Annotated in this window: 19 protein-coding genes; 14 read left to right on the plus strand and 5 right to left on the minus strand. The window is 34.7% G+C overall.

Annotated features, from left to right (window positions below; translation table 11 throughout):
- The first annotated feature begins 67 nt into the window (after positions 1-67).
- The 12 genes from WN975_RS07030 to WN975_RS07085 all read left to right on the plus strand — a co-directional run bounded on the left by WN975_RS07030 (position 68) and on the right by WN975_RS07085 (position 12,183).
- On the plus strand, positions 68-1,465 hold the full coding sequence (locus WN975_RS07030; RefSeq protein WP_337965881.1) for an alginate export family protein: 1,398 nt from the start codon (positions 68-70) through the stop codon (positions 1,463-1,465).
- Positions 1,466-1,644: 179 nt separating this feature from the next.
- Positions 1,645-2,403, plus strand: a complete 759-nt coding sequence (locus WN975_RS07035; RefSeq protein WP_337965882.1) for a M17 family peptidase N-terminal domain-containing protein — start codon at positions 1,645-1,647, stop codon at positions 2,401-2,403.
- A gap of 7 nt (positions 2,404-2,410) precedes the next feature.
- Positions 2,411-4,297, plus strand: coding sequence for an amidohydrolase (locus WN975_RS07040; protein ID WP_337965883.1), 1,887 nt, complete (start codon positions 2,411-2,413; stop codon positions 4,295-4,297).
- A gap of 11 nt (positions 4,298-4,308) precedes the next feature.
- The gene (locus WN975_RS07045) at positions 4,309-4,743 is read left to right on the plus strand and encodes a DoxX family protein (RefSeq protein WP_337965884.1); all 435 of its coding nucleotides are present in this window, start codon (positions 4,309-4,311) and stop codon (positions 4,741-4,743) included.
- A gap of 175 nt (positions 4,744-4,918) precedes the next feature.
- Positions 4,919-5,392, plus strand: coding sequence for a DNA starvation/stationary phase protection protein (locus WN975_RS07050; RefSeq protein ID WP_337965885.1), 474 nt, complete (start codon positions 4,919-4,921; stop codon positions 5,390-5,392).
- 8 nt (positions 5,393-5,400) lie between these two features.
- A complete protein-coding gene (locus WN975_RS07055) occupies positions 5,401-6,066 on the plus strand; it encodes a YoaK family protein (RefSeq protein WP_099707991.1) in 666 nt (221 codons plus the stop codon).
- Between the two features lie 53 nt (positions 6,067-6,119).
- Positions 6,120-8,396: a histidine kinase dimerization/phosphoacceptor domain -containing protein gene (locus tag WN975_RS07060; RefSeq protein WP_337965886.1), complete on the plus strand. Its 2,277-nt coding sequence runs from the start codon at positions 6,120-6,122 to the stop codon at positions 8,394-8,396.
- Positions 8,397-8,405: 9 nt separating this feature from the next.
- Positions 8,406-9,764, plus strand: a complete 1,359-nt coding sequence (locus tag WN975_RS07065) for a sigma-54 dependent transcriptional regulator (RefSeq protein WP_337965887.1) — start codon at positions 8,406-8,408, stop codon at positions 9,762-9,764.
- A gap of 71 nt (positions 9,765-9,835) precedes the next feature.
- Positions 9,836-10,126, plus strand: coding sequence for a GNAT family N-acetyltransferase (locus tag WN975_RS07070; protein WP_337965888.1), 291 nt, complete (start codon positions 9,836-9,838; stop codon positions 10,124-10,126).
- A gap of 176 nt (positions 10,127-10,302) precedes the next feature.
- Positions 10,303-10,923: a dienelactone hydrolase family protein gene (locus WN975_RS07075; protein WP_337965889.1), complete on the plus strand. Its 621-nt coding sequence runs from the start codon at positions 10,303-10,305 to the stop codon at positions 10,921-10,923.
- Positions 10,923-11,273, plus strand: coding sequence for a hypothetical protein (locus WN975_RS07080; protein WP_337965890.1), 351 nt, complete (start codon positions 10,923-10,925; stop codon positions 11,271-11,273). The genes WN975_RS07075 and WN975_RS07080 overlap by 1 nt, the downstream gene beginning before the upstream one ends.
- A 292-nt stretch (positions 11,274-11,565) precedes the next feature.
- Positions 11,566-12,183, plus strand: a complete 618-nt coding sequence (locus WN975_RS07085; protein WP_337965891.1) for a TMEM175 family protein — start codon at positions 11,566-11,568, stop codon at positions 12,181-12,183.
- Between the two features lies 1 nt (position 12,184).
- Here WN975_RS07085 and WN975_RS07090 read toward each other — a convergent pair whose 3' ends face one another.
- Positions 12,185-13,774 carry a sigma-54 dependent transcriptional regulator gene (locus tag WN975_RS07090; RefSeq protein ID WP_337965892.1) on the minus strand — a complete coding sequence of 530 codons (1,590 nt, stop codon included), beginning with the start codon at positions 13,772-13,774 and terminating at the stop codon, positions 12,185-12,187.
- 509 nt (positions 13,775-14,283) lie between these two features.
- Between WN975_RS07090 and WN975_RS07095 the strand changes: the two genes are divergently transcribed.
- Positions 14,284-15,222: a ring-cleaving dioxygenase gene (locus WN975_RS07095; RefSeq protein WP_337965893.1), complete on the plus strand. Its 939-nt coding sequence runs from the start codon at positions 14,284-14,286 to the stop codon at positions 15,220-15,222.
- Positions 15,223-15,298: 76 nt separating this feature from the next.
- On the opposite strand, the gene WN975_RS07100 is transcribed toward WN975_RS07095, so the two are convergent.
- A complete protein-coding gene (locus WN975_RS07100; RefSeq protein WP_337965894.1) occupies positions 15,299-16,798 on the minus strand; it encodes an aminotransferase class V-fold PLP-dependent enzyme in 1,500 nt (499 codons plus the stop codon).
- Between the two features lie 21 nt (positions 16,799-16,819).
- The gene (locus tag WN975_RS07105; protein WP_337965895.1) at positions 16,820-18,820 is read right to left on the minus strand and encodes a cytochrome c biogenesis protein CcdA; all 2,001 of its coding nucleotides are present in this window, start codon (positions 18,818-18,820) and stop codon (positions 16,820-16,822) included.
- 149 nt (positions 18,821-18,969) lie between these two features.
- On the opposite strand from WN975_RS07105, the gene WN975_RS07110 reads away from it, so the two are divergent.
- Entirely contained in the window at positions 18,970-19,128 is a 159-nt protein-coding gene (locus WN975_RS07110; RefSeq protein WP_337965896.1) for a hypothetical protein, read from the plus strand.
- A gap of 78 nt (positions 19,129-19,206) precedes the next feature.
- Here the strand turns inward: WN975_RS07110 and WN975_RS07115 are convergent, their stop codons facing one another.
- Positions 19,207-22,002 (minus strand): pitrilysin family protein, encoded by a 2,796-nt coding sequence (locus WN975_RS07115; protein WP_337965897.1) that lies wholly within the window; start codon positions 22,000-22,002, stop codon positions 19,207-19,209.
- Between the two features lie 87 nt (positions 22,003-22,089).
- Entirely contained in the window at positions 22,090-23,223 is a 1,134-nt protein-coding gene (locus tag WN975_RS07120) for a TlpA disulfide reductase family protein (protein WP_337965898.1), read from the minus strand.
- Between the last annotated feature and the right edge of the window lie 18 nt (positions 23,224-23,241).

Below are 23,241 nucleotides of genomic sequence, written 5' to 3' on the forward strand. Positions count from 1 at the left end.
TTTCAACCTGAAACCTGAAACTTCAAACCTAAAACAAATAAACAAAACCCTCTTAAGCTTCATTATCTTGGAATCATCAAAATCCATATCGCCAAAAAACAAGAACTTCGGAATCATCGTAATGTGTTTTCTTTTAATGGGAAGCATTACATCGGCACAAAATTTTAAACTTTTGCGTTATGACGAAAACTACGAATTTCTAAAAGATTCAAGCAGAAACTTTTATGAGAATCTAAAATTCATTCCGTTAAACAAACAGAAAGATTTTTATATGTCTCTTGGAGGTGAAGCAAGATATGAATACGTTGATTTCAATAATGAAGATTGGGGAAGATTAAATATTGGTCACAATAACTTTTTTCTGCAACGTTATGATCTTCATGCCGATGTTCATTTAGGAAAAACCTTTAGAGTATTTGCACAATTAAGAAGCGCTTTGCAAGACGGCAGAATCAACGGTCCAAGAGGAATTGACGAAGATCAGTTGAATGTTCAGAATCTTTTTTTAGATGTAAATCTCTATCAAAAAGAAGATAAAAAACTGACCATTCGTGCCGGAAGACAAGAACTTGATTATGGTTCCGGAAGATTAATTTCGGTAAGAGAAGGTCCAAATGCGAGACTTTATTTTACAGGAGTAAAAATAATGTACTCTTCTGCCCGATTATCAATTGACGGTTTTGCTATGATGGCCGATACGATTTACAAAGGCGTTTTTGATAATAAAATGTCGAAACAAATCAATTTATGGGGCGCTTATTCCAAAATAATATTCCCAAAAGCAGGAAATCTGGATCTTTATTATCTCGGAATCAACAGAAAAGAATCTCTTTTTGAAGAAGGAATTGCTCCCGAAAAAAGACATACAATAGGTACAAGATTCTGGAAATATGGCGGTGGTTTTATTTATAATCTGGAAGCTGCTTATCAATTTGGGAGTTTTGGTTCGGGAAATATCAATGCCTGGACGGCTTCTGCAGATTTAGGTTATTCCTTTGAAAACATAAAATTCAAGCCAACGATAAACCTTCGAAATGATTACATCTCCGGAGATCAAAATCAAGGCAATGGAAACCTGCAAACGTTTAATCCGTTATATCCAAAAGGAGGATATTTTGGTTTTAGTCCGCAAGTGGGTCCCGTAAACCTTATCGACATTCATCCTTATGCCACGATGGATTTATTGCCACAATTAAAGATGCAGGTCGATGTGGTTTTTAACTGGAGATATTCACTTCAAGACGGTGTTTACAGGCCAAGCGGAACCTTAAATCTTCCCGGAAGTGCTTCAGACAAACGATACATTGGGACGGCTTATCTTGCCAATTTTACCTATAGCGTCAGCAAATATATATCAGTCGTAAGCGGAATTCAATATTTTAAAACAGGCGCTTTTATCGACGACATCATACCAAATTCTAAAGACGGCGTTTTCTTTAATGCCCGACTCGGATTTAAATTTTAAAAACAACCATTGAACATAATTAATTAACACATAGAAACATAGATTTTGTAATTTTAAAAAGGCGTTTCACTTGCATTAATACACATAGCTATGTGTGAGAAACTAGTTTCTTTTGGATACTCTTTTTTATTCATTTCAAAATATAAATCTATGTCTCTATGTGTTAAAAAAAATTCACGATGACATCAACATTAACTAAATTAACAACAATGAAAAATTCATTAATTTTCTCAACATACAGACTTAGAAATTCTCTAATTCTTTTTATCACATTATTTTTTGCTAATGCATCATTTGCACAAACAGCAGCACTTGGATCAACAACCACTTGGGGAAAAGTTGACGGAGTTTCCATAAACGGATTAGTTCAGGGACCATCTTCAGCCGAAGCAGAATTACAAGTTGCCTGCGTTTTCGAATATACTGAAGGTGACATTTTTAACCCTCCTGCCCTTCCTGCAAACCTAAACGGAATGGTACATTTAGACGATGCCTTAAAAGGAATTATTACCGAATTACGCAAAAGCGGAAAATTCACCGGACATTCTCTTGAAACTTTATTGATTACACCCCCAAAAGGAACTTTGGCAGCCAAACAATTATTGCTTATTGGTCTTGGTGATCGCAATAAATTCACACCAGATTTAATGATAAGTGTAGGAAGTGTTGCCACGCGCGAAGCTTTGCGTTTAGGCGTTTCTAACTTCGCTTTTGCAAGTGATATTAAAGATGCAGGAATCGATTCTCCAACGGCTTTAATAGCAACAAATGTAGTTTTAGGTTCTTTTGAAGCTTACAGAACCCAAACTTATTTAAAAGATAAAAAATTATCAGATTATAAGCCATTGACAAAAATCACTTTACTTGCCGGACCATCATTCTACAATGTTGCAGGCGAAGGAATTAAAGAAGCAATTGCAAAACTTAACGCTAAATAATTGAATTATGAAAGCAGATTTAATTTTATTCAATGGTAAGATTCATAGTTTCAATGCCGAAACGCCAAATGTTACAGCTGTAGCAATCAAAGACGGAAAATTTATTGCAGTTGGAAACGACAGCAACATAATGGAATTTGCATCTGAAGAAACCAAAATAATCGATCTTCAAAATAAACGAGTGGTTCCCGGAATCAACGATTCGCACATTCACCTTATTCGTGGCGGTTTAAATTATAACTTAGAATTACGTTGGGATGGCGTTCCTTCGCTTGCAGATGCACTTCGAATGTTAAAAGAACAAGTTGATCGTACACCAAATCCGCAATGGGTTCGTGTCGTTGGCGGTTGGTCTGAGTTTCAATTTGCTGAACGCCGAATGCCAACTTTACAGGAAATTAATGCAATTGCTCCCGAAACTCCTGTTTTTATTCTGCATTTATACGACAGAGCGATTATGAACAGAGCTGCATTAAAAGCCGTTGGTTATACTAAAAATACGCCAGCGCCTCCCGGAGGACAAATTGAACGTGATTCAAACGGCGAACCAACCGGACTTATTATTGCTACTCCAAATGCCATGATTTTGTATTCTACTTTGGCAAAAGGACCAACGCTTTCGTATGAGCATCAAATCAATTCGACGCGTCACTTCATGAAAGAGTTGAACCGTTTTGGGATCACAAGCGTTATCGATGCCGGAGGAGGTTTTCAGAATTTTCCCGATGATTATAAAGTCGTAAACGAACTAAACGAAAAGAAACAATTAACGGTAAGAATCGCGTATAATCTTTTTACACAAAAACCAAAACACGAATTCGAAGATTTTGAAGATTGGATTGATACCGTAAAATTATATCAGGGCGATGATATGTATCGTCATAATGGTGCGGGAGAAATGTTAGTTTTTTCTGCTGCTGATTTTGAAGATTTCCTTCAGCCAAGACCAGATCTTCCTGAAAATATGGAAGCAGAATTGGAAAAAGTAGTTCGCCTTTTGGTAGAAAATCGCTGGCCTTTCAGACTTCATGCGACTTATAACGAAAGCATTACAAGATTTTTGAATGTATTCGAAAAAATCAATAAGGAAATTCCGTTTAACGGATTACCGTGGATATTTGATCACGCCGAAACCATTGACGAAAGAAACATCGAACGTGTCAAAAATTTAGGTGGAGGAATCGCAGTTCAAAGCAGAATGGCGTATCAAGGTGAATATTTCACAGATCGATATGGCGCAAAAGCTGCCGAAAATACGCCACCAATTAAAAAAATGCTAGAAATGGAAGTTCCCGTTGGCGGAGGTTCAGATGCAACAAGAGTAAGCAGTTACAATCCGTGGGTTTCAATGTATTGGATGACAGTTGGAAAAACAGTTGGAGGTTTGCAATTGTATAATGAAAGCAGATTAAGTCGAGAAACGGCACTAGAATTATACACCAGAGGAAGCGCATGGTTTTCTCAGGAACAAGCCAAAAAAGGAGATATCAGAGTTGGAATGTTTGCAGATTTGGTAGTTTTAGACAGTGATTATTTTTCTATTCCTGATGAAGACATTAAAAAAATCGAAGCTGATCTAACCATTGTCGACGGAAAAATTGTGTATGCAAACGGAGATTTCTCTTCCTTTTCACCGCCTCACATTCCGATATTACCGGATTGGTCGCCAACAAATATTTACAACGGTTATCCAACCAAAAGTAATTTGCAAAGTGCGATCGAAAAGAACTCAAAAGCAGACGCAAAACCAAGTCTGACTTCTCAAATTCACAGTTGCTCCGGAAGCTGTGATGTTCATGCTCACAGTCATGATATTGCCAGAATGAGCAACGTGCCGGTAAATAACTATAACGCATTTTGGGGCGCTTTGGGCTGTTCCTGTTTTGCCTTTTAAATTTAAAAAAGATGAACGAAATTATCAAACAAATCCTTTACTCAGATTTAGGAACATCCTTCAACAATGCGGCACTTTTAGTATTTAGAGTATTACTTGCAGTTGAGCTATTCAGAGTACACGGAATGAAGAAATTCAGAGTTGAAAATGGACAAAGAGAACACGTTCCAAATCCGTTGCATTTACCAGAAAAACTAAACGGATTAGTCGCTACTTTTTCTGATACTGTAGTTCCATTTCTTATCATTTTAGGTATCGGAACCCGACTTGTTGTCTTACCAACTATTGGCGTTACAGCCGTAGGATATTTTGTTGTACACAGAAAAGATTCACTCGAAGTACGCGACGTTCCTTATATGTACACGCTGTCTTTATTATTAATTCTTGCGCTTGGAGCAGGAAAATATTCACTTGATTCTTATTTATTAACATTCTTAAACAATTAATTTAAACAGATAGAAGCATAGTTTTTGTTTCACGCAGATTTTGCAGATTAGAGTAAATTTAATTTTAGATTTTTATCAATTAATCTGCGCTTATCAACTTAAATCTTTTTAAATCTGCGTGAAAAAATATCCAGTACATAAATTTAAAATGATTACTTATTAAACCTTATATAAAATGAAAGCAAACATCGGAATTAAACAAGAAAGCATCACAAAAGTTGTAGATGTATTGACTAAAGTTTTGGCTGACGAATTTGTACTTTATACCAAAACAAAAAAAGCACATTGGAATGTAGAAGGTCCGGATTTCTACAACAAACACATCTTCTTTGAGCAACAATATGAAGCGCTTGACGAAATCGTAGATGCTGTTGCCGAAAGAATCAGAACTTTAGGTCATTATGCGCCCGGAACTTTAAAAGAATATTTGGCATTAACGCATTTAACTGAAGAATCAAGAGAGAAAAACGACAGCACAGGTTACATCAAAGAATTATTGGCAGATCACGAAAGCATTTTAATTCACTTACGTGAAAACATCAATAATTTTGCTGCCGAACTTCACGACGCCGGAACCAGCGATTATATTACCGGACTTTTAGAAAATCACGAAAAAATGGCATGGATGCTTCGTGCACACCTGAAATAATCAAAATTATGGAAATACAAAAAAACATTTGGTACGTAACCCTGCTTCTAACCATGATTGCAGGGTATTGCGATACCGTAACATTTGTTGCGGCAGATTCTATATTTTCGGCACACGTTACGGGCAACTTTATTGTCTTTGCTTATCAGATCATCAAAGGTTCTGATGTACATGCATGGATAAAATTACTGACATTTCCGGTATTTATTATGGCAGTTATTACCGGAGGAAGAATCGCCTTAAAAAACACAAATCATTATACAATCTTATTTTGGGAAGGTATCGTGTTGGTTTTAAGCGGAATTGCTTCTTATGCTTTTGGCTTTTTAGAGATTTTTTCAGAATGGACGATTTATACCATCGCAATGGCAACCGTTTTTGCAATGGGCCTTCAGAATGCTTTTGGAAAATTATATGCCAAAGAAACGCATGGTCCAACAACTATGATGACCGGAAATGTAACACAAGCTTCTTTGGATTTAGGCAGCATATTAAAAAACGGATTAAAAGATGCTGAAATCCTGTTAAGTTTTAAGAAACAAGTAGTTACTATTATGGGATTTTTGACAGGATGTTTTTTAGGCGCAATTGCAGGAAAGTTTTTTGGTTTAGGAACTCTAATTATTCCGGGAATTGCAATGCTAATATGTTACCATTATCACCGCGAAAAATAAGCAAATTTAACATACAGATTTGCAGATATCTGATAATAGATTATCTTTAAAAAATGAATAATAGTCCCCATTTAGCAGTCAAAAACCACAAATGCATTCTATATACCATAGCTGCATTTCTGTTCCTGATTACGCACACAAATGCGCAGTCAAAAGAAGATCCTGATCAATTAAAAAAGAAAATAGCTTCGGCTAAAAGTGACAACCAAAAAGTGGAGTTACTTTTAGCTTTAAGCAATTATTATCTCACCAAACCAGGCGAATTTAAAGCGGATCTTGACAATGCAAATGCGATAAATACCGAAGCAAAAAATCTAAGCAATAGTTTAAATTATAAACTTGGTAAAGGGAAAGCAATTCTATTAGAAGCTCAGATTTTCAGAGAAAAAGGAGATTCAAAAAACGGACTAAAAAAGACGAAAGAAGCACTCGCCTATTTTCAGAAAAATAATTTAACCGAACAACAAGGTGATAGTTATGCTGAACTTGCTATTTATGAAAATGATCTGGATAAAAAAGCCGAATTAAAAACAACGTCTATCGAATTGTTCAAAAAATCAGGCGCAAAAGAAAAGCAAGCAACTGCATTAAAAGAACTTGGCGAATTATACAGCAGCAACGAAAATCCGGATAAAGCAGATCCTATTTTATTGGAATCATTGGCGCTTTATAAAACCATTAAGTTCAGGGAATTACAAGGCGTTTATAATATTCTTTCTCAGGTTTATACCCAAAAAGGAAATTATCCCGAAGCTTTAAAATATGCTTTATTGGCCGAAAAAACAGCTCTTGCAATGCGCGATAATTCCTTGCAATTGAGTTCGATTTATAATCGTGCAGCTTTGGTTTATTATTACTTACGACAAAATAATAAAGCAGAAGAATATTGGTATAAAGCGCTAGAAATCGCCAAATATTATAAGGATACAGATTATGTAAGAACCATTGCTGAGAACCTTTGTTCATTGCTTATTCGTCAGAAAAAACAAAATGATGCGCTTAAATTGATAAAAGAAATGCAGGTTAATTTTCCGACCACGAATATTGAGCGTCAAATGGTCGAAAATTATCTTTTATTTAATATTTACAGACTAAAGAAAGATAATGCTACAGCAGCAATTTATTATAAAAGACTGGTCGCTTATTATGGCGAAAATGCAGAGAGAAACGGAAATAGTATTGCGGTTTTAAGAAGTTATTCTGCTTATCATCTTCAGGTTAAAAAGTATGATGATTTCTACAGAACCATTAAACTTTTAGATTCCTGCGCGGCAGCAACCGGAAACAATAATATTAGATCTGAAAGTTATTTAGTTTGGTTTAAAGCCGATTCTGCAAGAGGAGATTATCTCAATGCAATCAAACATTATCAGCTTTATAAAAGCCTTTCTGATTCCGTTTTTAAAGGCGAAAAAAGCAAACAAATTAATAGTCTTCAGGTAGAATTTGATAGCGAAAAAAAGGACAAAAATATCGATTTGCTTACGCAGGAAGCAAAATTGCAAAAGATACAAATTCATAATGCCACAATTGTAAGATACGTTTTTATAGGAAGTGTTGTGGTTTTGATCCTTTTTCTGGCGTTTTTGTACAATAGTTTCAGATCCAAAAAGAAAAAAAACGAAGAACTAGAAATTCAGAGACAACAGATTAACGAACAAAACGAACTGAACAAAAAAATGCTGATCGAGAAAGAATGGCTTTTAAAAGAAATTCACCATCGTGTCAAAAATAATCTTCAGATTGTTATTAGTTTATTAAACACACAATCAGCTTATTTAGATAACGAAGATGCTTTAATGGCGATTCAAAATAGTCAACACAGAATGCATGCGATGTCATTGATTCATCAAAAACTATATCAATCTGATAATCTGGCTAATATAGATATGTCATGGTATATTTATGAATTAATCAATTACATGAAAGAATGCTTTGATACTGATAAAAATATTCTTTTTGTTTTAGACACAGAAAAAGTATATCTTGATGTTGCTCAAGCAGTTCCGTTAGGATTAATTATAAATGAAGCGATAAATAATGCTATTAAATATGCATTTCCTTCAGACAGAAAAGGTGAAGTACATGTTTCGCTAAAAAACACAGAAGGAAATCAATATCAACTTATTATAGACGATAATGGCGTTGGACTTCCGGCAGATTTTGAAGATACCGAAAGAGATTCTCTTGGTATGAATTTAATGATTGGTTTAAGCGATCAAATTGATGGAATTTTTGATATGAAAAGTGATAAAGGACTGAAAATCAAAATTACGTTTACCAGAAACACAGAGTTTGAAGGATCATCTGATAATGCTGAAATTATATAATTTTAAGAAATGAAGGAGAAAATTCTAATTGTTGAAGATGAATTTATAGTAGCAAATGACTTAAAAATCATGTTGTTAAAAGCGGGTTATCAAATAGTTGGCATTGCTTCTTCTGTGGTTCAAGCTCGAAAATTAATCGAAGACAAAAAACCGGATTGGGTTTTGCTTGACATTATGCTTAAAGGCGACCTTACGGGAATTGACCTTGCTTGGGAACTACGCGAAATACAATTGCCATTTCTATATATTTCAGCAAATACCAACCAAACTACACTTGAAGCTGTAAAAGCAACGCATCCGTATGGTTTTATGGTAAAACCGTTTAGAGAAAGAGATCTTATTGTGATGCTTGACATTGCCAAATATAGATTTGAACAGGAAAAAGGAACTTTTACCGAAATAAAAACGGAAAACGGAAATCAGGAAATCGACGGAATCATCGGCGAAAGCCATCTTTTGAAAGAAGTAATCGAAAAAATAAAAATTGTAGCTCCAGCAGAAACTTCTGTATTAATTCTTGGCGAAAGCGGAACAGGAAAAGAAAGAGTTGCGCATGCTATACACGATCTTTCGGGACATAAATCAAATCCAATTGTGATCGTCAATTGTGCTGCTTTGCCTCATTCTCTTATAGAATCAGAACTTTTTGGGCATGAAAAAGGCGCTTTTACAGGAGCAAATGCTTTAAGAATCGGGAAATTTGAACAAGCCAATAACGGAACTATTTTCCTTGACGAAATTGGCGAATTACCGCTAGATTCTCAGGTAAAATTATTGCGTGTTTTACAGGAAAAAGAAATTCAGAGACTTGGAGGAAATAAAACCATTAAAATCAATGTTCGAATTGTGGCAGCAACCAACAGATCTCTGGAAAAAGAAGTTGCCGAAGGACGATTTAGACTGGATTTGTATTACAGATTAAATGTTTTCCCGATACAATTACCAACTTTAAAAGAACGTAAAGAAGATATTGAAGCTTTGGCAAATTATTTTCTAAAGAAATATTCCGCGAGTTCCCGCAAAAATGTCAACAGTATTAGCGCCGAAGCTTTAGAGCAATTGATGCAATACAACTGGCCGGGAAATATCAGGGAATTAGAACATTTGATAGAACGTAATGTACTGCTTGCCAAAACAGATGAAATCAAAAAATTTGATCTTCCGTCAAACACAGTAAATTCTATTTTAGAAAATACAGGAAAAATGAAATCCATGGAACAAATGGAAAAAGAACATATTATGAACGCTTTACAATCCTGCAACGGTAAAGTTTCGGGCATAGGAGGCGCGGCAGAACTGTTGCAAATACAACCACAGACTTTGTATTCAAAAATGAAAAAATTAGGTATAAAACAAGATTATAATTAATCTACATTAAGTAGACTTAACTCCTAGTTTAACGAACTTTGTAATTCTAAACCAAGACATAAAAAATAAATATGGAAACAATAAAACTAGAATTAGACGAAAAAAAACACGGCGCTTTTAATCTTTATGTTGATGAAAAAAAACTAGGCGAAATGACCGTAAGTATCAAAGATGATTTGTTAACGGTTTACCATACTGGAGTTGAACCGGAAGCCGAAGGAAAAGGTTATGCAAAGAAACTTCTGGAAGAAATGGTTTCTTATGTTCGTGCGAATAACATGATGGTTTTGGCGCTTTGTCCTTATGTTCATGCGCAATTCAAAAGACATCCGGATGAATATGCAGATATCTGGAAGAAATAATTGAGTAACGGTAGATTTTAATAATATGCTTTTAAAAACTTTGCGACTTTGCGTCTTTGCGAGATTAATTTTTTTCTAAGCAGCGAGAAATTTGCGCGCAAAGACGCAAAGTCGCAAAGTTTTATATTCCTGTTTGAACAACACTACTCAACAACATTAATTAAAAAACAAAACTCATGAATACAGACGTTATAACCGAAGGTATCCCCTTAAACGAAGCCAAAAAAGCCCTAATCATGATACACGGACGTGGCGCTGGTGCTCACGATATTCTTTCAATTGCGAAACATCTTAAAGTTGAAGATTTTGCATTAATTGCGCCTCAGGCCGAAAACAGAACCTGGTATCCGTATTCGTTTTTAGTGCCATTGGAAGAAAATGAACCTTCTTTCTCAAAATCATTAGAAGCCATTCATCAGGTTGTGGTTGCTATTCAGCAAAACGGAATTGAGAAAGAGAACATCTACTTTTTAGGTTTTTCGCAGGGAGCTTGTCTGGCTTTGGAATTTACGGCTAGAAATGCTGCTAAATATGGCGGCGTTGTAGCTTTTACAGGCGGACTTATTGGCGATAAAGTATATGAAAATCATTACGCAGGAAATTTCGAAAATACTCCAATTTTCATCGGAACAAGCGATCCTGATTATCATGTTCCCGTTGAAAGAGTAAACGAAACCGAAGCACTTCTTGAAAAATTAGGCGCAGACGTTACTAAAAAAATCTATCAAAATATGGGACATACCATCAGTCAAGATGAAGTGGATTGTGCAAATGCGCTTATTTTTTCTAAGAAATAATGATTACGATAACCCGGGTTTACAGCGACGAAAATGGCGAAAGTCATTTTGAGGATTTTGAAGTTCCGTTGAAAAACAATGGCGACATTGGATTTTTATCAGATAATGAACCTGTGAGATCAATTGTTTTTAGAGAAGTCAAACCTTCTTATGATTACGATTTTCATAATGCACCGGATCGGCAGTACATTGTTTTATTAGAAGGTGGCGTAGAAATCGAAACTTCGCTTGGCGAGAAAAGAACTTTTGAAACTGGTTCTATTTTATTGGTTGAAGACACTACAGGAAAAGGACACAAAACTAAAAATATTGAAACGAAATTGCGAAAATCAATATTTATAAAACTATAGATTAAGAAAAAATTTTACCGCAAAGTTCGCAAAAGTTTTTTCTTACTGTTAATCGAGTTTGTGAATAAAAAGTTCGCAAAGCTTTGTCTAAAAACTTTGCGAGCTTTGCGTAAACCTTTGCGAACTTTGCGGTAAAAAATATTAACCGCAAAGTTCGCAAAAGTTTTTTCTTACTGTTAATCGAGTTTGTGTATAAAAAGTTCGCAAAGCTTTGTCTAAAAACTTTGCGAGCTTTGCGTAAACCTTTGCGAACTTTGCGGTAAAAAATCACACAGAATTACAAAATTATAAAATGGAAAAAGAAACCGTACGAATCGAGAATTTCAGTGATGCTGTTTTTGCCATTGCAATTACGCTTTTGGTTTTGGATCTTCATGTTCCGGACACAAATATTATCAAAAACGGTTCAGATCTTTTGGTTTATCTAAAAGGCGAATGGACATCATATCTGGCTTTTACGCTTTCTTTTTTCAGTATTTTTATCATGTGGGTCAATCATCATAAGATTTTCAAACAAATTTACAGCCGCAATACTGCCATTATGTTTGCAAACGGATTGATTCTTTTTCTGGTTTCTGCTGTATCATTTCCAACCGCTTTATTAGCTCGTTTTTTTGATGGAGAAGCCTCCAATATTGCCGTGGCGCTTTATACAGGAATCTTTGTATTAATCAATATTTCGTACAATCTTTTGTGGTTTATTGCGAGTAAAAACAAAAAACTTTTGCGTCCGGGAATTACAAATTCGGCAATCCTGAAAATCAGAAATAACTACTTATACGGACTTCCAACGTATATAATCGCATTTGGAATTTCTTTTCAGTTTCCGGCAATTGCTTTGGCGATCTGTATGATTTTGCTTGTTTTCTGGGCTTTTTCTTCTGGAAAGATAAATGTTGTACAAGAATAAATCAACTTAAAAAGTGTTCTTTTTTAATGCCTAATTTCTGCATTTTCGAAATTAAAGTTGTTCCGGGCAAGTCTAATAAAATAGCTGCGCCTTGCGGACCAGAAATTCTTCCGTTGCATTTTTTTACGACTTTCAAAATATGTTCGCGTTCTACTTCCTGCAATGTTTTTAAGTACAAATCAGTTTCAGTATTCGATTCTGTTATAAAAACTTGAGGAAAAGTCATTTCGCTTATAACATCGTTTTTGGCAAACAAAACACTTCTTTCTACCATATTTTCTAATTCTCTCACATTTCCCGGCCACGCATTTGCCGTCATGCTATTAAGGACTTTTTTAGAAAAACCTTTAATCTTTTTTCCAATTTTTCCAGCGTGTCTTTCTAAGAAAAAATTCCCTAAAACGGCAATATCTTCCGGACGATCGCGCAAAGCAGGCAAAGGAATCGGATATACATTTAGTCGGTAATATAAATCACTTCTAAAACGATCTTCGGCAACTTCTTTTTCAAGCGATCTGTTTGTGGCTGCAATAACTCTTGCATTTACTTTTATGGTTTTATTTCCGCCAATTCTTTCAATCTCTTTTTCTTGTAAAACACGAAGCAGTTTTCCTTGAAGTTCTAAAGGCAACTCTCCTATTTCGTCTAAAAAAATCGTACTGTCTTCGGCTTGTTCAAACTTTCCAATTCTTTGTTCTGTTGCTCCCGTAAAAGCGCCTTTTTCATGTCCGAATAATTCACTTTCAATAAGATTTACAGGAATCGAAGCACAATTTACTTTAATCATTTTTTTATTCGAAACCAGCGACAAATCATGAATTGCACTTGCCACCAGTTCTTTCCCAGTTCCGGTTTCACCAAAAATCAAAACCGTAGATTGCGATGGCGCGACTTGAGCAATTAATTCATAGACATTTTGCATAGCATTGCTGTTACCAACAATTCCGTGAAAACCTTCATCATTTAGGTTCGAAACTTCAGCTTTTTTTTCGCCTAAATTTTGTTTTAAAACCTTCAATTCAGCAATGTTATTTTCGTATTCTTCCGTCATCAAAATATTTCTGACAGTAATAGAAAGTTGCATTGCGATTCCACGAATAATTCGGTTGGATTCTCTGCTAAAAGTCGTAGCGTTTTTAAAGAAAAGAAAAAGCACATTCCGATTTCCCTTTATATAAGGAAGACAAATTCCAATTCCGTTTTTAAAACCTTTATTATTTACCGTACTTATATAAGGAGGAAAATTGTTCTGTTTTTCGTTTATTGTTTTTAGATCGAAAATAACAGCTTCGGCAGAATCCAGACAAACGTCAAAAAAGCCGTCATTAATAGTCTGTTTTTGGGACGTTCCATTTTTATTTAAAAATTGATAAAAGACATGGTATTCGGTTTCTTTTTCATCGGCGGAAGCCAAAATAAAATCATCAAAACTAAAATGTTCCTTTAATAAATCATTCACAACATTATTAAATTCTTCTTTGGATAAAGCCTGAGCAAGCGCACTGCAAATAGACAAAATAAGCATTTGTTCTTTTTCTCTTTCCTGCAATCTATTCATAATAATTGCGGTCTGATCTGTCGGCTTTTCCATAAACGATAATTGGTGTGGTATTTTGATATTGTAAATCGTTGAGCTTAATTTTAACGCATAGAAACATAGGTTTTGTTTACTTTAAAAAAGGCGTTTCACTTCTTAAAAAAACACATAACAATCTATGCGAAAGAAATGTATTTCTTTATTATTTCCTCTTTTACACATAAAATCTATGTTTCTATGTGTTTAATGTTTTTTACGAATTACAAGCATCGGATTATAACCGTAAATTTAAGAAATAGCCTTTATTAAAATACTATTGATTTTGTAAATAAAACAATTTCCATCCATAAAATTACGATATATCGTATAATTAAAAATCACTCTACATCTTTAAAACACTAATAAATAAGCAATTAAACAGAACGGAATATTATTTGGTTATTCTTATGCGAATGAAAAAATAACGGCTTTTTTATTTCTTAATCTAGGTTAATCGATAGACAGCCATAACCGAAGTAAATTTGTATAAGAAAATCAAAACAACTAAATAAATAAAAAACATCATGGAAAATAAAATTTTAGGCTTACACCATATTACTGCAATTGCTGGTGACGCAAAACGTAATTTCAACTTTTATTCTAATATATTAGGATTAAGATTTATTAAAAAAACAGTGAATTTTGATGATCCCGGAACATACCATTTTTACTTTGGTGACGAAGTTGGAAGCGCGGGAACAATCTTAACTTTTTTCCCTTGGGGAGAAGGAATTCAACAAGGAAGAAAAGGTTCTGGAATGGCAACAGAAATTGGATATTCTGTACCAAAAGGAAGTCTTGATTTCTGGCAAGAACGTTTCGAAAAATACAATGTAATTTATAATAAACCGGCTGAAAAATTCGGAGAAAAATACCTTACTTTCTTAGATCCGGACGGTTTAAAATTAGAATTAATCGAATCTAAAACTGGCGATAACAGAAAAGCATGGGAAACTGAAGAAGTAAAAGCTGACGTTGCCACAAAAGGTTTTCATAATATCACTTTGACTTTGAATAGTATCAAAGCTACTGCTGCAATTTTAACAGATATATTTGGTTACAAATTGATTGACCAAGACGTAAACAGATATCGTTATGCAACAGATGCGGTAGAAAATGCTGCGATTGTTGACTTGGTAGAATTACCGGAAGAAAAACGCGGTTTAGGAGCAAACGGAACTGTTCATCACGTGGCTTTCAGAGTAGAAAATGACGAAATTTTAATGCACTTCCGTGAAAAAATCGAAGAATACGGATTGCAAATTACGCCACAGATTGACAGAAATTATTTCCACTCTCTATATTTCAGAGAACCAGGAGGTGTTTTGTTCGAAATTGCTACAGAAAACCCTGGATTTACTGTTGATGAACCGTTAGAAGAATTAGGTAAAAACTTGAAACTTCCAGCGCAATATGAATCTGACAGAGCTGCAATTGAAGCACATTTGGTTAAAATTAATTAATTCTAAAAACTGAATTAAATAGATAAAAAAAGGCGTTAATTTAATATAATTAACGCCTTTTTACATTTAAAAAATCTTATTCCAAAATAAACCATTCCTTAACATCTTCGGCAATAGTTTCCTGATTTATAATACTCTCGAACTCATTGTTTGTTGGATTGTATTTATAAACTTCTTGCCATTGTTTATAATAAACAGTTATTTTTTGGATGGCATCACAAATAAATAAAAGTTCATCGTTAGTCATTGTTGGATGCAAAGAAATACGAACCCAACCCGGTTTATTGGTTAAGTTTTTCTGAAGAAGTTCTTTTGTCATTTCTGCAGATTCTTCCCGATTAATACCGAATAAATAATGCGCATATGTACTCGCACAAGACCAACCGCCACGAACCTGAATTCCGAAGCGATCATTTAAAATACGGACAATTAAGTTATAATGAATGTTTTCAATATTAAAAGAAACGCAACCAATTCGTTCTGTATTTAAATAACCCAGAATAGAAATTCCTTCGATTTTTTGAAGTTTTGAATAACATAAATCCAGTAATTCCTTTTCTCTGTTTTTCATGTTTTCGACGCCCATTTGCTCTTTCAATTCTAAACACAAAGCCGTACGAATTACTTGTAGAAAACCGGGAGTTCCGCCATCTTCTTTTACTTCTATCGCATCATTATAATGATATTCGCCCCACGGATTGGTACATTTTACGTTTCCACCACCGGGATTATCAGGAAAACTGGATTTGTATAATTTCTCATTAAAAACCAAAACTCCACAAGTTCCTGGTCCGCCTAAAAATTTATGAGGCGAAAAGAAAATTGCATCCAATTGCGCTTCAGGATCTTCGGGATGCATATCAATCGAAACATAAGGTGCCGAAGCCGCAAAATCAACAAAACAAAAACCACCATTTTGATGCATGATTTTGGCTAATTCATAATACGGCGTGATAATTCCTGTAACGTTCGAACAAGCCGTAAACGAACCAATTTTTAAACTTCGTTTTTTATATTTTTCAAGTTCTGAAGACAAGATTTTTGGATCAACCAAATTGTTCTCATCTGCAGGCAAAACCACAACATCGGCAATGGTTTCATACCACGGAACCTGATTAGAATGATGTTCCATATGTGTAATAAAAACAACTGGTCTTTCATCATCAAATTGCAATTTTACATTATAAATATTATCCTCAGAACGAAGTCCCATTATGCGCTGTAATTTTGATAAAGCTGCTGTCATTCCGGTTCCGGTCGTTACCAGACAATCTGATTCATTGGCATTTACGTGCTTTTTAATTATTGCTCGCGCGTGTTGATACGCATATGTAGATGCTTTACCGGTTTCGCTTGAAAACGAATGCGTATTGGCAATCATCGGACCTATTTTATTGAGCATTATCTCTTCAATTGGAAAGTATAATCTTCCGCTTGCGATCCAATCTGCGTACAATATTTTCTGTTTTCCGTAAACTGATTCAAAAAAATGATTAACGCCAATTGTATTTCCTCTAAATTTAGAAAAATAATGTTCTAATTCTGTTGTCGCTGTTTTTTCTATAATAGATTCCATGACTATTTTTTCTAAAAACAATTATGATTTGAAGTTTTTGATTCCCGTATTCAACCAATTGTAATAATCTTCGATATCAGGATTATACGCCGAAGGTTCCGTTAAGTTTGCACTGTTTTGATCTACAATTACATAAAAAGGCTGCGCGTTTGCTTTGTAGGTTTTGATTTGTAAATCGCTCCATTTATTACCTACCGTTTTAATCTTTTTGCCCGTTGTTTCAGAAACATATTGTTCGTTTTCCGGAAGCTCTTTTTTGTCGTCTACATACAATGAAATCAAAACTACTTCATTTTTCAAAACACCTAAAACCTTTGGATCTGACCAAACCAATTCTTCCATTTTTCTACAATTTACGCACGCATAACCTGTAAAATCTAATAAAACAGGTTTTCTGTTCTTCTTTGCGAATTCCATTCCTTTATTATAATCATGAAAAGTGATTATATTTTGCGGACCAAATTCTGCGCCTTCCGGTAAAGCCGACTTTGTTTCGCCAACACTTTTAGAAGCGCCAAATCCGTCTGGCGACTCACTGTATTGCATTGGAGGCGCAAATCCGCTGATTAATTTTAAAGGTGCGCCCCAAAGTCCCGGAATCAAATAAATAGTAAACGATAAAACAATTAATCCAAAACCTAATCTTCCAACTGAAATATGGTTTAATGGAGAATCGTGCGGTAATGTTATTTTTCCGAATAAATAGAAAGCTAAAGTTCCAAAAACGGCAATCCAAATCGTTAAAAACACTTCTCTTTCCAGCCAATGCAATTGCAAAACCAAATCAGCATTTGATAAAAATTTGAAAGCTAAAGCCAATTCTAAAAAGCCTAAAACAACTTTTACGGTATTCAGCCATCCGCCAGATTTTGGCAAAGCATTTAACCAACCCGGAAATGCAGCAAACAATGAAAACGGCAAAGCGATCGCAGTCGAAAATCCTAACATTCCAACAATTGGCGCGATTCCTCCTTTTGAAGCTGCTTCGACTAATAATGTTCCCACAATTGGTCCCGTACAAGAAAATGAAACAATGGCTAAAGCCAAAGCCATAAAGAAAATCCCGATTAATCCTCCTCTATCCGCTTGTGAATCGACTTTATTTGCCAATGCATTTGGAAGCATAATTTCGAAAGCTCCCAAAAAAGAAACGGCAAAAACAACCAATAAAATAAAGAAAATAAGATTGAACCAAACATTCGTTGAAAGCGCGTTCAGAGAATCGGCACCAAAAACGGCCGTTACAATTGAACCCAATAAAACATAAATAATGATGATTGAAAATCCATAAATCAAAGCGTTTCTAATTCCTGCCGCTTTGGTTTTACTTTGTTTAGTAAAATAACTCACTGTCATTGGAATCATCGGAAAAACACAAGGCGTTAATAAAGCTGCAAATCCTGATAGAAATGCAATAATAAAAATGCTTATTAAACCTCTTGAATCTTTCTTTTTAGCTGGACTTTCAATTTGTGTTTCTACTTTTTCAGCTGTTTTTACTGTCACTTTTTCTTCTGTAATAGCTGAATCTTTTACAATTGCTGTTTCTTCGGCGGAAGCCAACTTTTTCGAATTCGGAATTTTAAAAGATAATTCTTCTGATGATGGCGGTAAACAATTGCTGTCGTCACAAACCATAAATCCAACTTCGGCTGCGATGTTTGAAATTTGATCTGATTTGAATTTTATTTTCTGCGTAAAAAGGGCTTTATCTTCAAAATATTTAATTTTCATATTGAAGATTTTATCCACGACTTCATGCCCTTTTCCTTCGGTAGTTTTACCCACTAATTCAAAGTTATTTTTTGGATTTTTAAACGAAAAAGCTGTCGCCGATGGTCCGCCTTCTTCGATATATTGTCCGTACAAATGCCAACCGGACTGAATCGCAGCTTCGGCTTTTAAAATATATTCTTTATCTGATATTTTTTCTACAGAAGTAGTCCATTTTACCGGATTATACATTTGTCCAAACATACTGCAACTCACAAGCAATAGTAAGGTTATGATGAATTTTTTCATTGTTTTTTTGTTTTGATATTTTAAGTTTGATTTAAAAAAAGAGCTGTCGGCATAACAGCTCTTTTGGGTCTTTCACAAAAAATTGCTTACTAATTCAGATTTAAAAATGAAAGACAACTATTAAAATTGGTTTTTTTATTTTTTATTTTTTGTTTCAGGTTTCAGGTTTCAGGTTTCAGGTTTCAGGTTTCAGGTTTCAGGTTTCAGGTTTCAGGTTTCAGGTTTCAGGTTTCAGGTTTCAGGTTTCAGGTTTCAGGTTTCAGGTTTCAGGTTTCAGGTTTCAGGTTTCAGGTTTTGGATTGCGATAACTTTGTCAAAGTTTAAAACTTTGACAAAGTTGAGTCACAATCTTGCTTCTAACCTCTTACCTCTAACTTCTTAAAAAACTACTTCAAAGGATTCCCATCTTTATCTAATGAACCTGCTTTTACGATAATCATTTTGTCTAGCTGAACATACTTTTTGATAGCGTCATTTACTTGTTTCAACGTTACTTTTTCAATATCTTTTGGATATTGATCAATGTAGCTTGGTTCCAAACCTCTTTCTATAAAGCCTAAAATTGTTCTCGTCATTCCGTTTGTGGTTGCCATTCCAACTTTAAAACTTCCAATTAAATTGGTTTTCTTGTTTTCTAATTCTTCCAAAGTAATTCCGTCGTTTACCCATTTTTTCACCTGAACCATTGTTGCGTCCAATCCTTTTTGGAATAAAGTTGGATTAAAAGATGCATTTACCATCCAGTAACCACCAGTTGCAATATTTCCGCCTGTTCCAGATGAAATGTTGTATGTTAAACCGTCATTATCACGAACTGTTTGCATCAAACGACCAGCAAAACCAGCGCCCAAAGTATAATTCCCAATGTAAAACGGAATATAATCTGCATCGGTTCTTTTTAAACCTGTGTATTGTCCAATGTACAATTCAGCGCTTGGTTTCTCAGGAATTGTAATAACTTCTGTTTTAGAATTTGCTTTTACAGCTTCTTCAAACTTCATGTTTTCGATTACACCACCATTCCAGTTTTTGAAAGATTTACTTAATGAAATATTCAAATTAGCGCCTTCAGTATCGCCAACAATAACCAAATGCATTGAAGCTGGTCCAAAATATTTTTTATGGAATGCTTTTACTTCTTCCAAAGTTGCTTTTTTTACATTCGATAAATCTTCTTCAACACTTAGATCATGATTCGGATTTGCTTTTGGATAAATAGCTTGTGTCAACGCAATATTTCCTCTTTCTCCCGGATCATTCAGATTTTGCTGAATACTACCGGTAAATTGCTGCTTTAAATTTTCGAATTCTTTGGCATCAAATAATGGGTTTCTTAATTCTTCTGCCAATAAAGTAATGACTTGATCTAAATCTTTTTTCAGACATTTAAAACCAATATTTATTTTAGTTGTAGAAGCATTTACGTTAATATTTACACCTAATTTTTGAAGCTTTTCTGAGAATTTAAATTTATCGTTCAGCGTTGTACCTTTTGACAACATTGAAGCTGTTAAAGACGGAATTGCCAGATTTTTGTTTTCATTGGCATAATTTCCTAGCGAAATACTTGCTGCAACGGTCACAAAATCTTTAGCCGAAGTTTTTACAGAAACTACATCAATTCCGGCTACTTTTTCTCTTTTGTAAGCCGAAGCTGTTTTTTCAATTAAAGTTTCATCTTCTAAAGCAAGTAGTTTGGTCGTAGTTTTTTCTTCAGATAAATGAACTTCAGAAGCTTCATTATGAACATGTCCGCTTTCTGGATGTCTGTAATAAAATGGTCCATTCTCTGGCATAAAATTATTGGCTTGCGCCGATTCCTGATTTTGACCTCCATTTTGCTTCGGAACAAAATATCCGGTTGTGCTCTGATCTTCAACTAGATATTTTTGAGCAACACGCAAAACATCTGCTGGCGTTACTTTTTTCAATCGGTCAACTCCAGTAATATAATCTGTCCAATCTCCTGCTGCAATGGCTTCGTTTAATTGTGAAGCTATTACGCCAGAACCGTCACGCCCCAAAATAGTTTGCGCGCTGATATTGGCTACAACACGATTTACTTCTTCTTGCGTAACGCCATCTTTCTGAATTTTGGCTACAACTTCACTAATTTTAGCATCGATATCTTCGTGCTTTGAAGTCGTTGGAAAACCAACTCCAATATTAAAAAGTCCAACTTCTTTAAAATTTGTTGCGCTTGAATACGCATAAATTCCTAAACGTGTGTCTACAAAAGTTTTGTTTAAAATAGCCGATGGACCTGAACCTATAATTTCTGCCAGAATATTCAAAGCTGGTAAATCTTCGTGTAAAGCTCCGGGAATTTTATAAGCTTTGTTGACAACGCCCAATTCTCCAGGCTTTTTAACTACAATTTTGCGAGGTCCATATTGTTCTGGTTCTTCCGTATATGGCTGAGGCATTGCGTTTGGTGCTTTTGTAATTTTACCAAAATACTGTTCGATTAAATCAAAAACATTCTCTTTTTTGAAATCACCAATAATCGTCAAAGTGGCGTTATCAGGCCAATAATAAGTGTTGTAGAAATTGCGTAATACTTCAATTGGCGCTTTTTCGATATCAGACTTCCAGCCAATTGTAGAATGATGATAAGGATGTGCAATATATGCAGCTGCCCAAATTTCTTTGTCTAATAAACTGTTTGGATCGTTTTCTCCGCGTTCAAATTCGTTGCGAACAACTGTCATTTCAGCGTCTTTATCTTCTTTCAATAATAAAGAATTACGCATTCTGTCGGCTTCAATTTGTAATGCTAACGCAATTTTGTCACTTGGCAATGTTTCAAAATAATTGGTTCTGTCATACCAAGTCGTTGCGTTGAGTTGCGCTCCGGTATTTTGAAGAACATCTGTAATTGTTGTTCCACTTTTTTTGTTGAAACTTGGCGTTCCCTTGAACATTAAATGTTCTAAAAGATGCGTTGATCCCGTGTTTCCTAAAACTTCGTTTTTAGAACCAACACGATATACAATTTGCACTGTTGCAACTGGCGAAGCATTGTCTTGCAAGAGTAAAACATTCATACCGTTTGGTTGGTACAAATACTCTTCTATTCCACCTAATTCTTTGATTTTCTTAAAATTAACTGATTTATTTTGCGCTGAAATAAGCGTACAGAAAGCTAGTGAGCAATAGCCCACGAAGATGTGTTTTTTCATTTTTTGTAATTGAGATGTTTTTTTTAGCGTGAAGTAACTTTGTCAAAGTTTAAAACTTTGACAAAGTTTGACTGCTACTTTTACTTTTTAAGATTTACTAAAAATCTCTTTTAGTTTAGCTTGAAGTGCTTCTTCTCTTAGATTTTTAGCTACTATTTTTCCGTCTGGTCCAATTAAGTAATTGGTTGGAACTAGTTTTACTCCGTATAAAACGGCAACATCATTTTTCCATCCTTTTAGGTCAGAAACGTGTGTCCAGCTTAAGCCATCTTTTTCGATTGCTTTTTCCCAAAGATTCTTTTTATCGTCTAATGAAACGCCTAAAACTTCAAATCCTTTATCATGATAAGCTTTGTAAGCTACAACTACGTTTGGATTTTCTTTTCGGCATGGACCGCACCAGCTTGCCCAGAAATCAACCAAAACGTATTTGCCTTTATAATCAGATAATTTTACCACTTTTCCGTTTACATCAGTTTGAGAAAATTCCGGAGCTGCAACGCCTACAGCGGTTTTATCGTTAAGTGCAATTCCTTCTTTTATTTTTTTACCAAAATAAGATTTCTGAACTTCAGGGCTCAAAACTGCAAAATATTCTTTTACTTGTTCCGGAGTTCCGTATGTTACTAAACGATCGTCCAGAACTAAAGCTCCGGCAATCTGATCTTTATGAGATTTAATAAATTTAAAAGTAAGATCATCTGCCAACTTTTGTAAATCTGCCCAACGTTTGTCCATCATTGCTTTTTGTTCCGGAGTTAGTTTTACTTTTCCGTTTTGACTTATAGAATCAGATGTTTTGTAAACCGGACCTGCAATTTTCTGGATCTTTGTAAATTCGTTTTTGTAATAAGACATATAAATCGAATCCTGAATCGCTCCGGTCAATTTTGCATTAAAAATACTGTCTTTATTACCAACAAGATTTATAGTTTCATTTGATAAAACAAAAACTCTTCCAAATTCCTGTCCTTTTAGTTTGATGCTGTATCTCAAAGGTTCGTCTACTTTTCCTGCAAAAGTAAATTTGCCGTCTACAATTTTAGCAGAATCTTTTACAACATTTTTATCTCCATCCTGAAATTCCAGATAGGCCATTCCGTCTTTTTGTCCGACAATATTTCCGTTTATTGTAAATCCTTCTTCTTTTTTAGAACAGGAACTAATTGTGGCTGTTAGCGCTAAGGCTAATAAACCTGATTTTAAGATTGTACTTTTCATGTTTGATATTTTTTTATT

The sequence above is a fragment of the uncultured Flavobacterium sp. genome (assembly GCF_951805225.1).
GTDB lineage: Bacteria > Bacteroidota > Bacteroidia > Flavobacteriales > Flavobacteriaceae > Flavobacterium.

Excerpts from the sequence above, each read along its gene's own strand:
- WN975_RS07035 (WP_337965882.1), top strand. The coding sequence starts at position 1,645 with ATGACATCAACATTAACTAAATTAACAACAATGAAAAATTCATTAATT.
- WN975_RS07040 (WP_337965883.1), top strand. The coding sequence starts at position 2,411 with ATGAAAGCAGATTTAATTTTATTCAATGGTAAGATTCATAGTTTCAAT.
- WN975_RS07045 (WP_337965884.1), top strand. The coding sequence starts at position 4,309 with ATGAACGAAATTATCAAACAAATCCTTTACTCAGATTTAGGAACATCC.
- WN975_RS07050 (WP_337965885.1), top strand. The coding sequence starts at position 4,919 with ATGAAAGCAAACATCGGAATTAAACAAGAAAGCATCACAAAAGTTGTA.
- WN975_RS07055 (WP_099707991.1), top strand. The coding sequence starts at position 5,401 with ATGGAAATACAAAAAAACATTTGGTACGTAACCCTGCTTCTAACCATG.
- WN975_RS07060 (WP_337965886.1), top strand. The coding sequence starts at position 6,120 with ATGAATAATAGTCCCCATTTAGCAGTCAAAAACCACAAATGCATTCTA.
- WN975_RS07065 (WP_337965887.1), top strand. The coding sequence starts at position 8,406 with ATGAAGGAGAAAATTCTAATTGTTGAAGATGAATTTATAGTAGCAAAT.
- WN975_RS07070 (WP_337965888.1), top strand. The coding sequence starts at position 9,836 with ATGGAAACAATAAAACTAGAATTAGACGAAAAAAAACACGGCGCTTTT.
- WN975_RS07075 (WP_337965889.1), top strand. The coding sequence starts at position 10,303 with ATGAATACAGACGTTATAACCGAAGGTATCCCCTTAAACGAAGCCAAA.
- WN975_RS07080 (WP_337965890.1), top strand. The coding sequence starts at position 10,923 with ATGATTACGATAACCCGGGTTTACAGCGACGAAAATGGCGAAAGTCAT.
- WN975_RS07085 (WP_337965891.1), top strand. The coding sequence starts at position 11,566 with ATGGAAAAAGAAACCGTACGAATCGAGAATTTCAGTGATGCTGTTTTT.
- WN975_RS07090 (WP_337965892.1), bottom strand. The coding sequence starts at position 13,774 with ATGGAAAAGCCGACAGATCAGACCGCAATTATTATGAATAGATTGCAG.
- WN975_RS07095 (WP_337965893.1), top strand. The coding sequence starts at position 14,284 with ATGGAAAATAAAATTTTAGGCTTACACCATATTACTGCAATTGCTGGT.
- WN975_RS07100 (WP_337965894.1), bottom strand. The coding sequence starts at position 16,798 with ATGGAATCTATTATAGAAAAAACAGCGACAACAGAATTAGAACATTAT.
- WN975_RS07105 (WP_337965895.1), bottom strand. The coding sequence starts at position 18,820 with ATGAAAAAATTCATCATAACCTTACTATTGCTTGTGAGTTGCAGTATG.
- WN975_RS07115 (WP_337965897.1), bottom strand. The coding sequence starts at position 22,002 with ATGAAAAAACACATCTTCGTGGGCTATTGCTCACTAGCTTTCTGTACG.
- WN975_RS07120 (WP_337965898.1), bottom strand. The coding sequence starts at position 23,223 with ATGAAAAGTACAATCTTAAAATCAGGTTTATTAGCCTTAGCGCTAACA.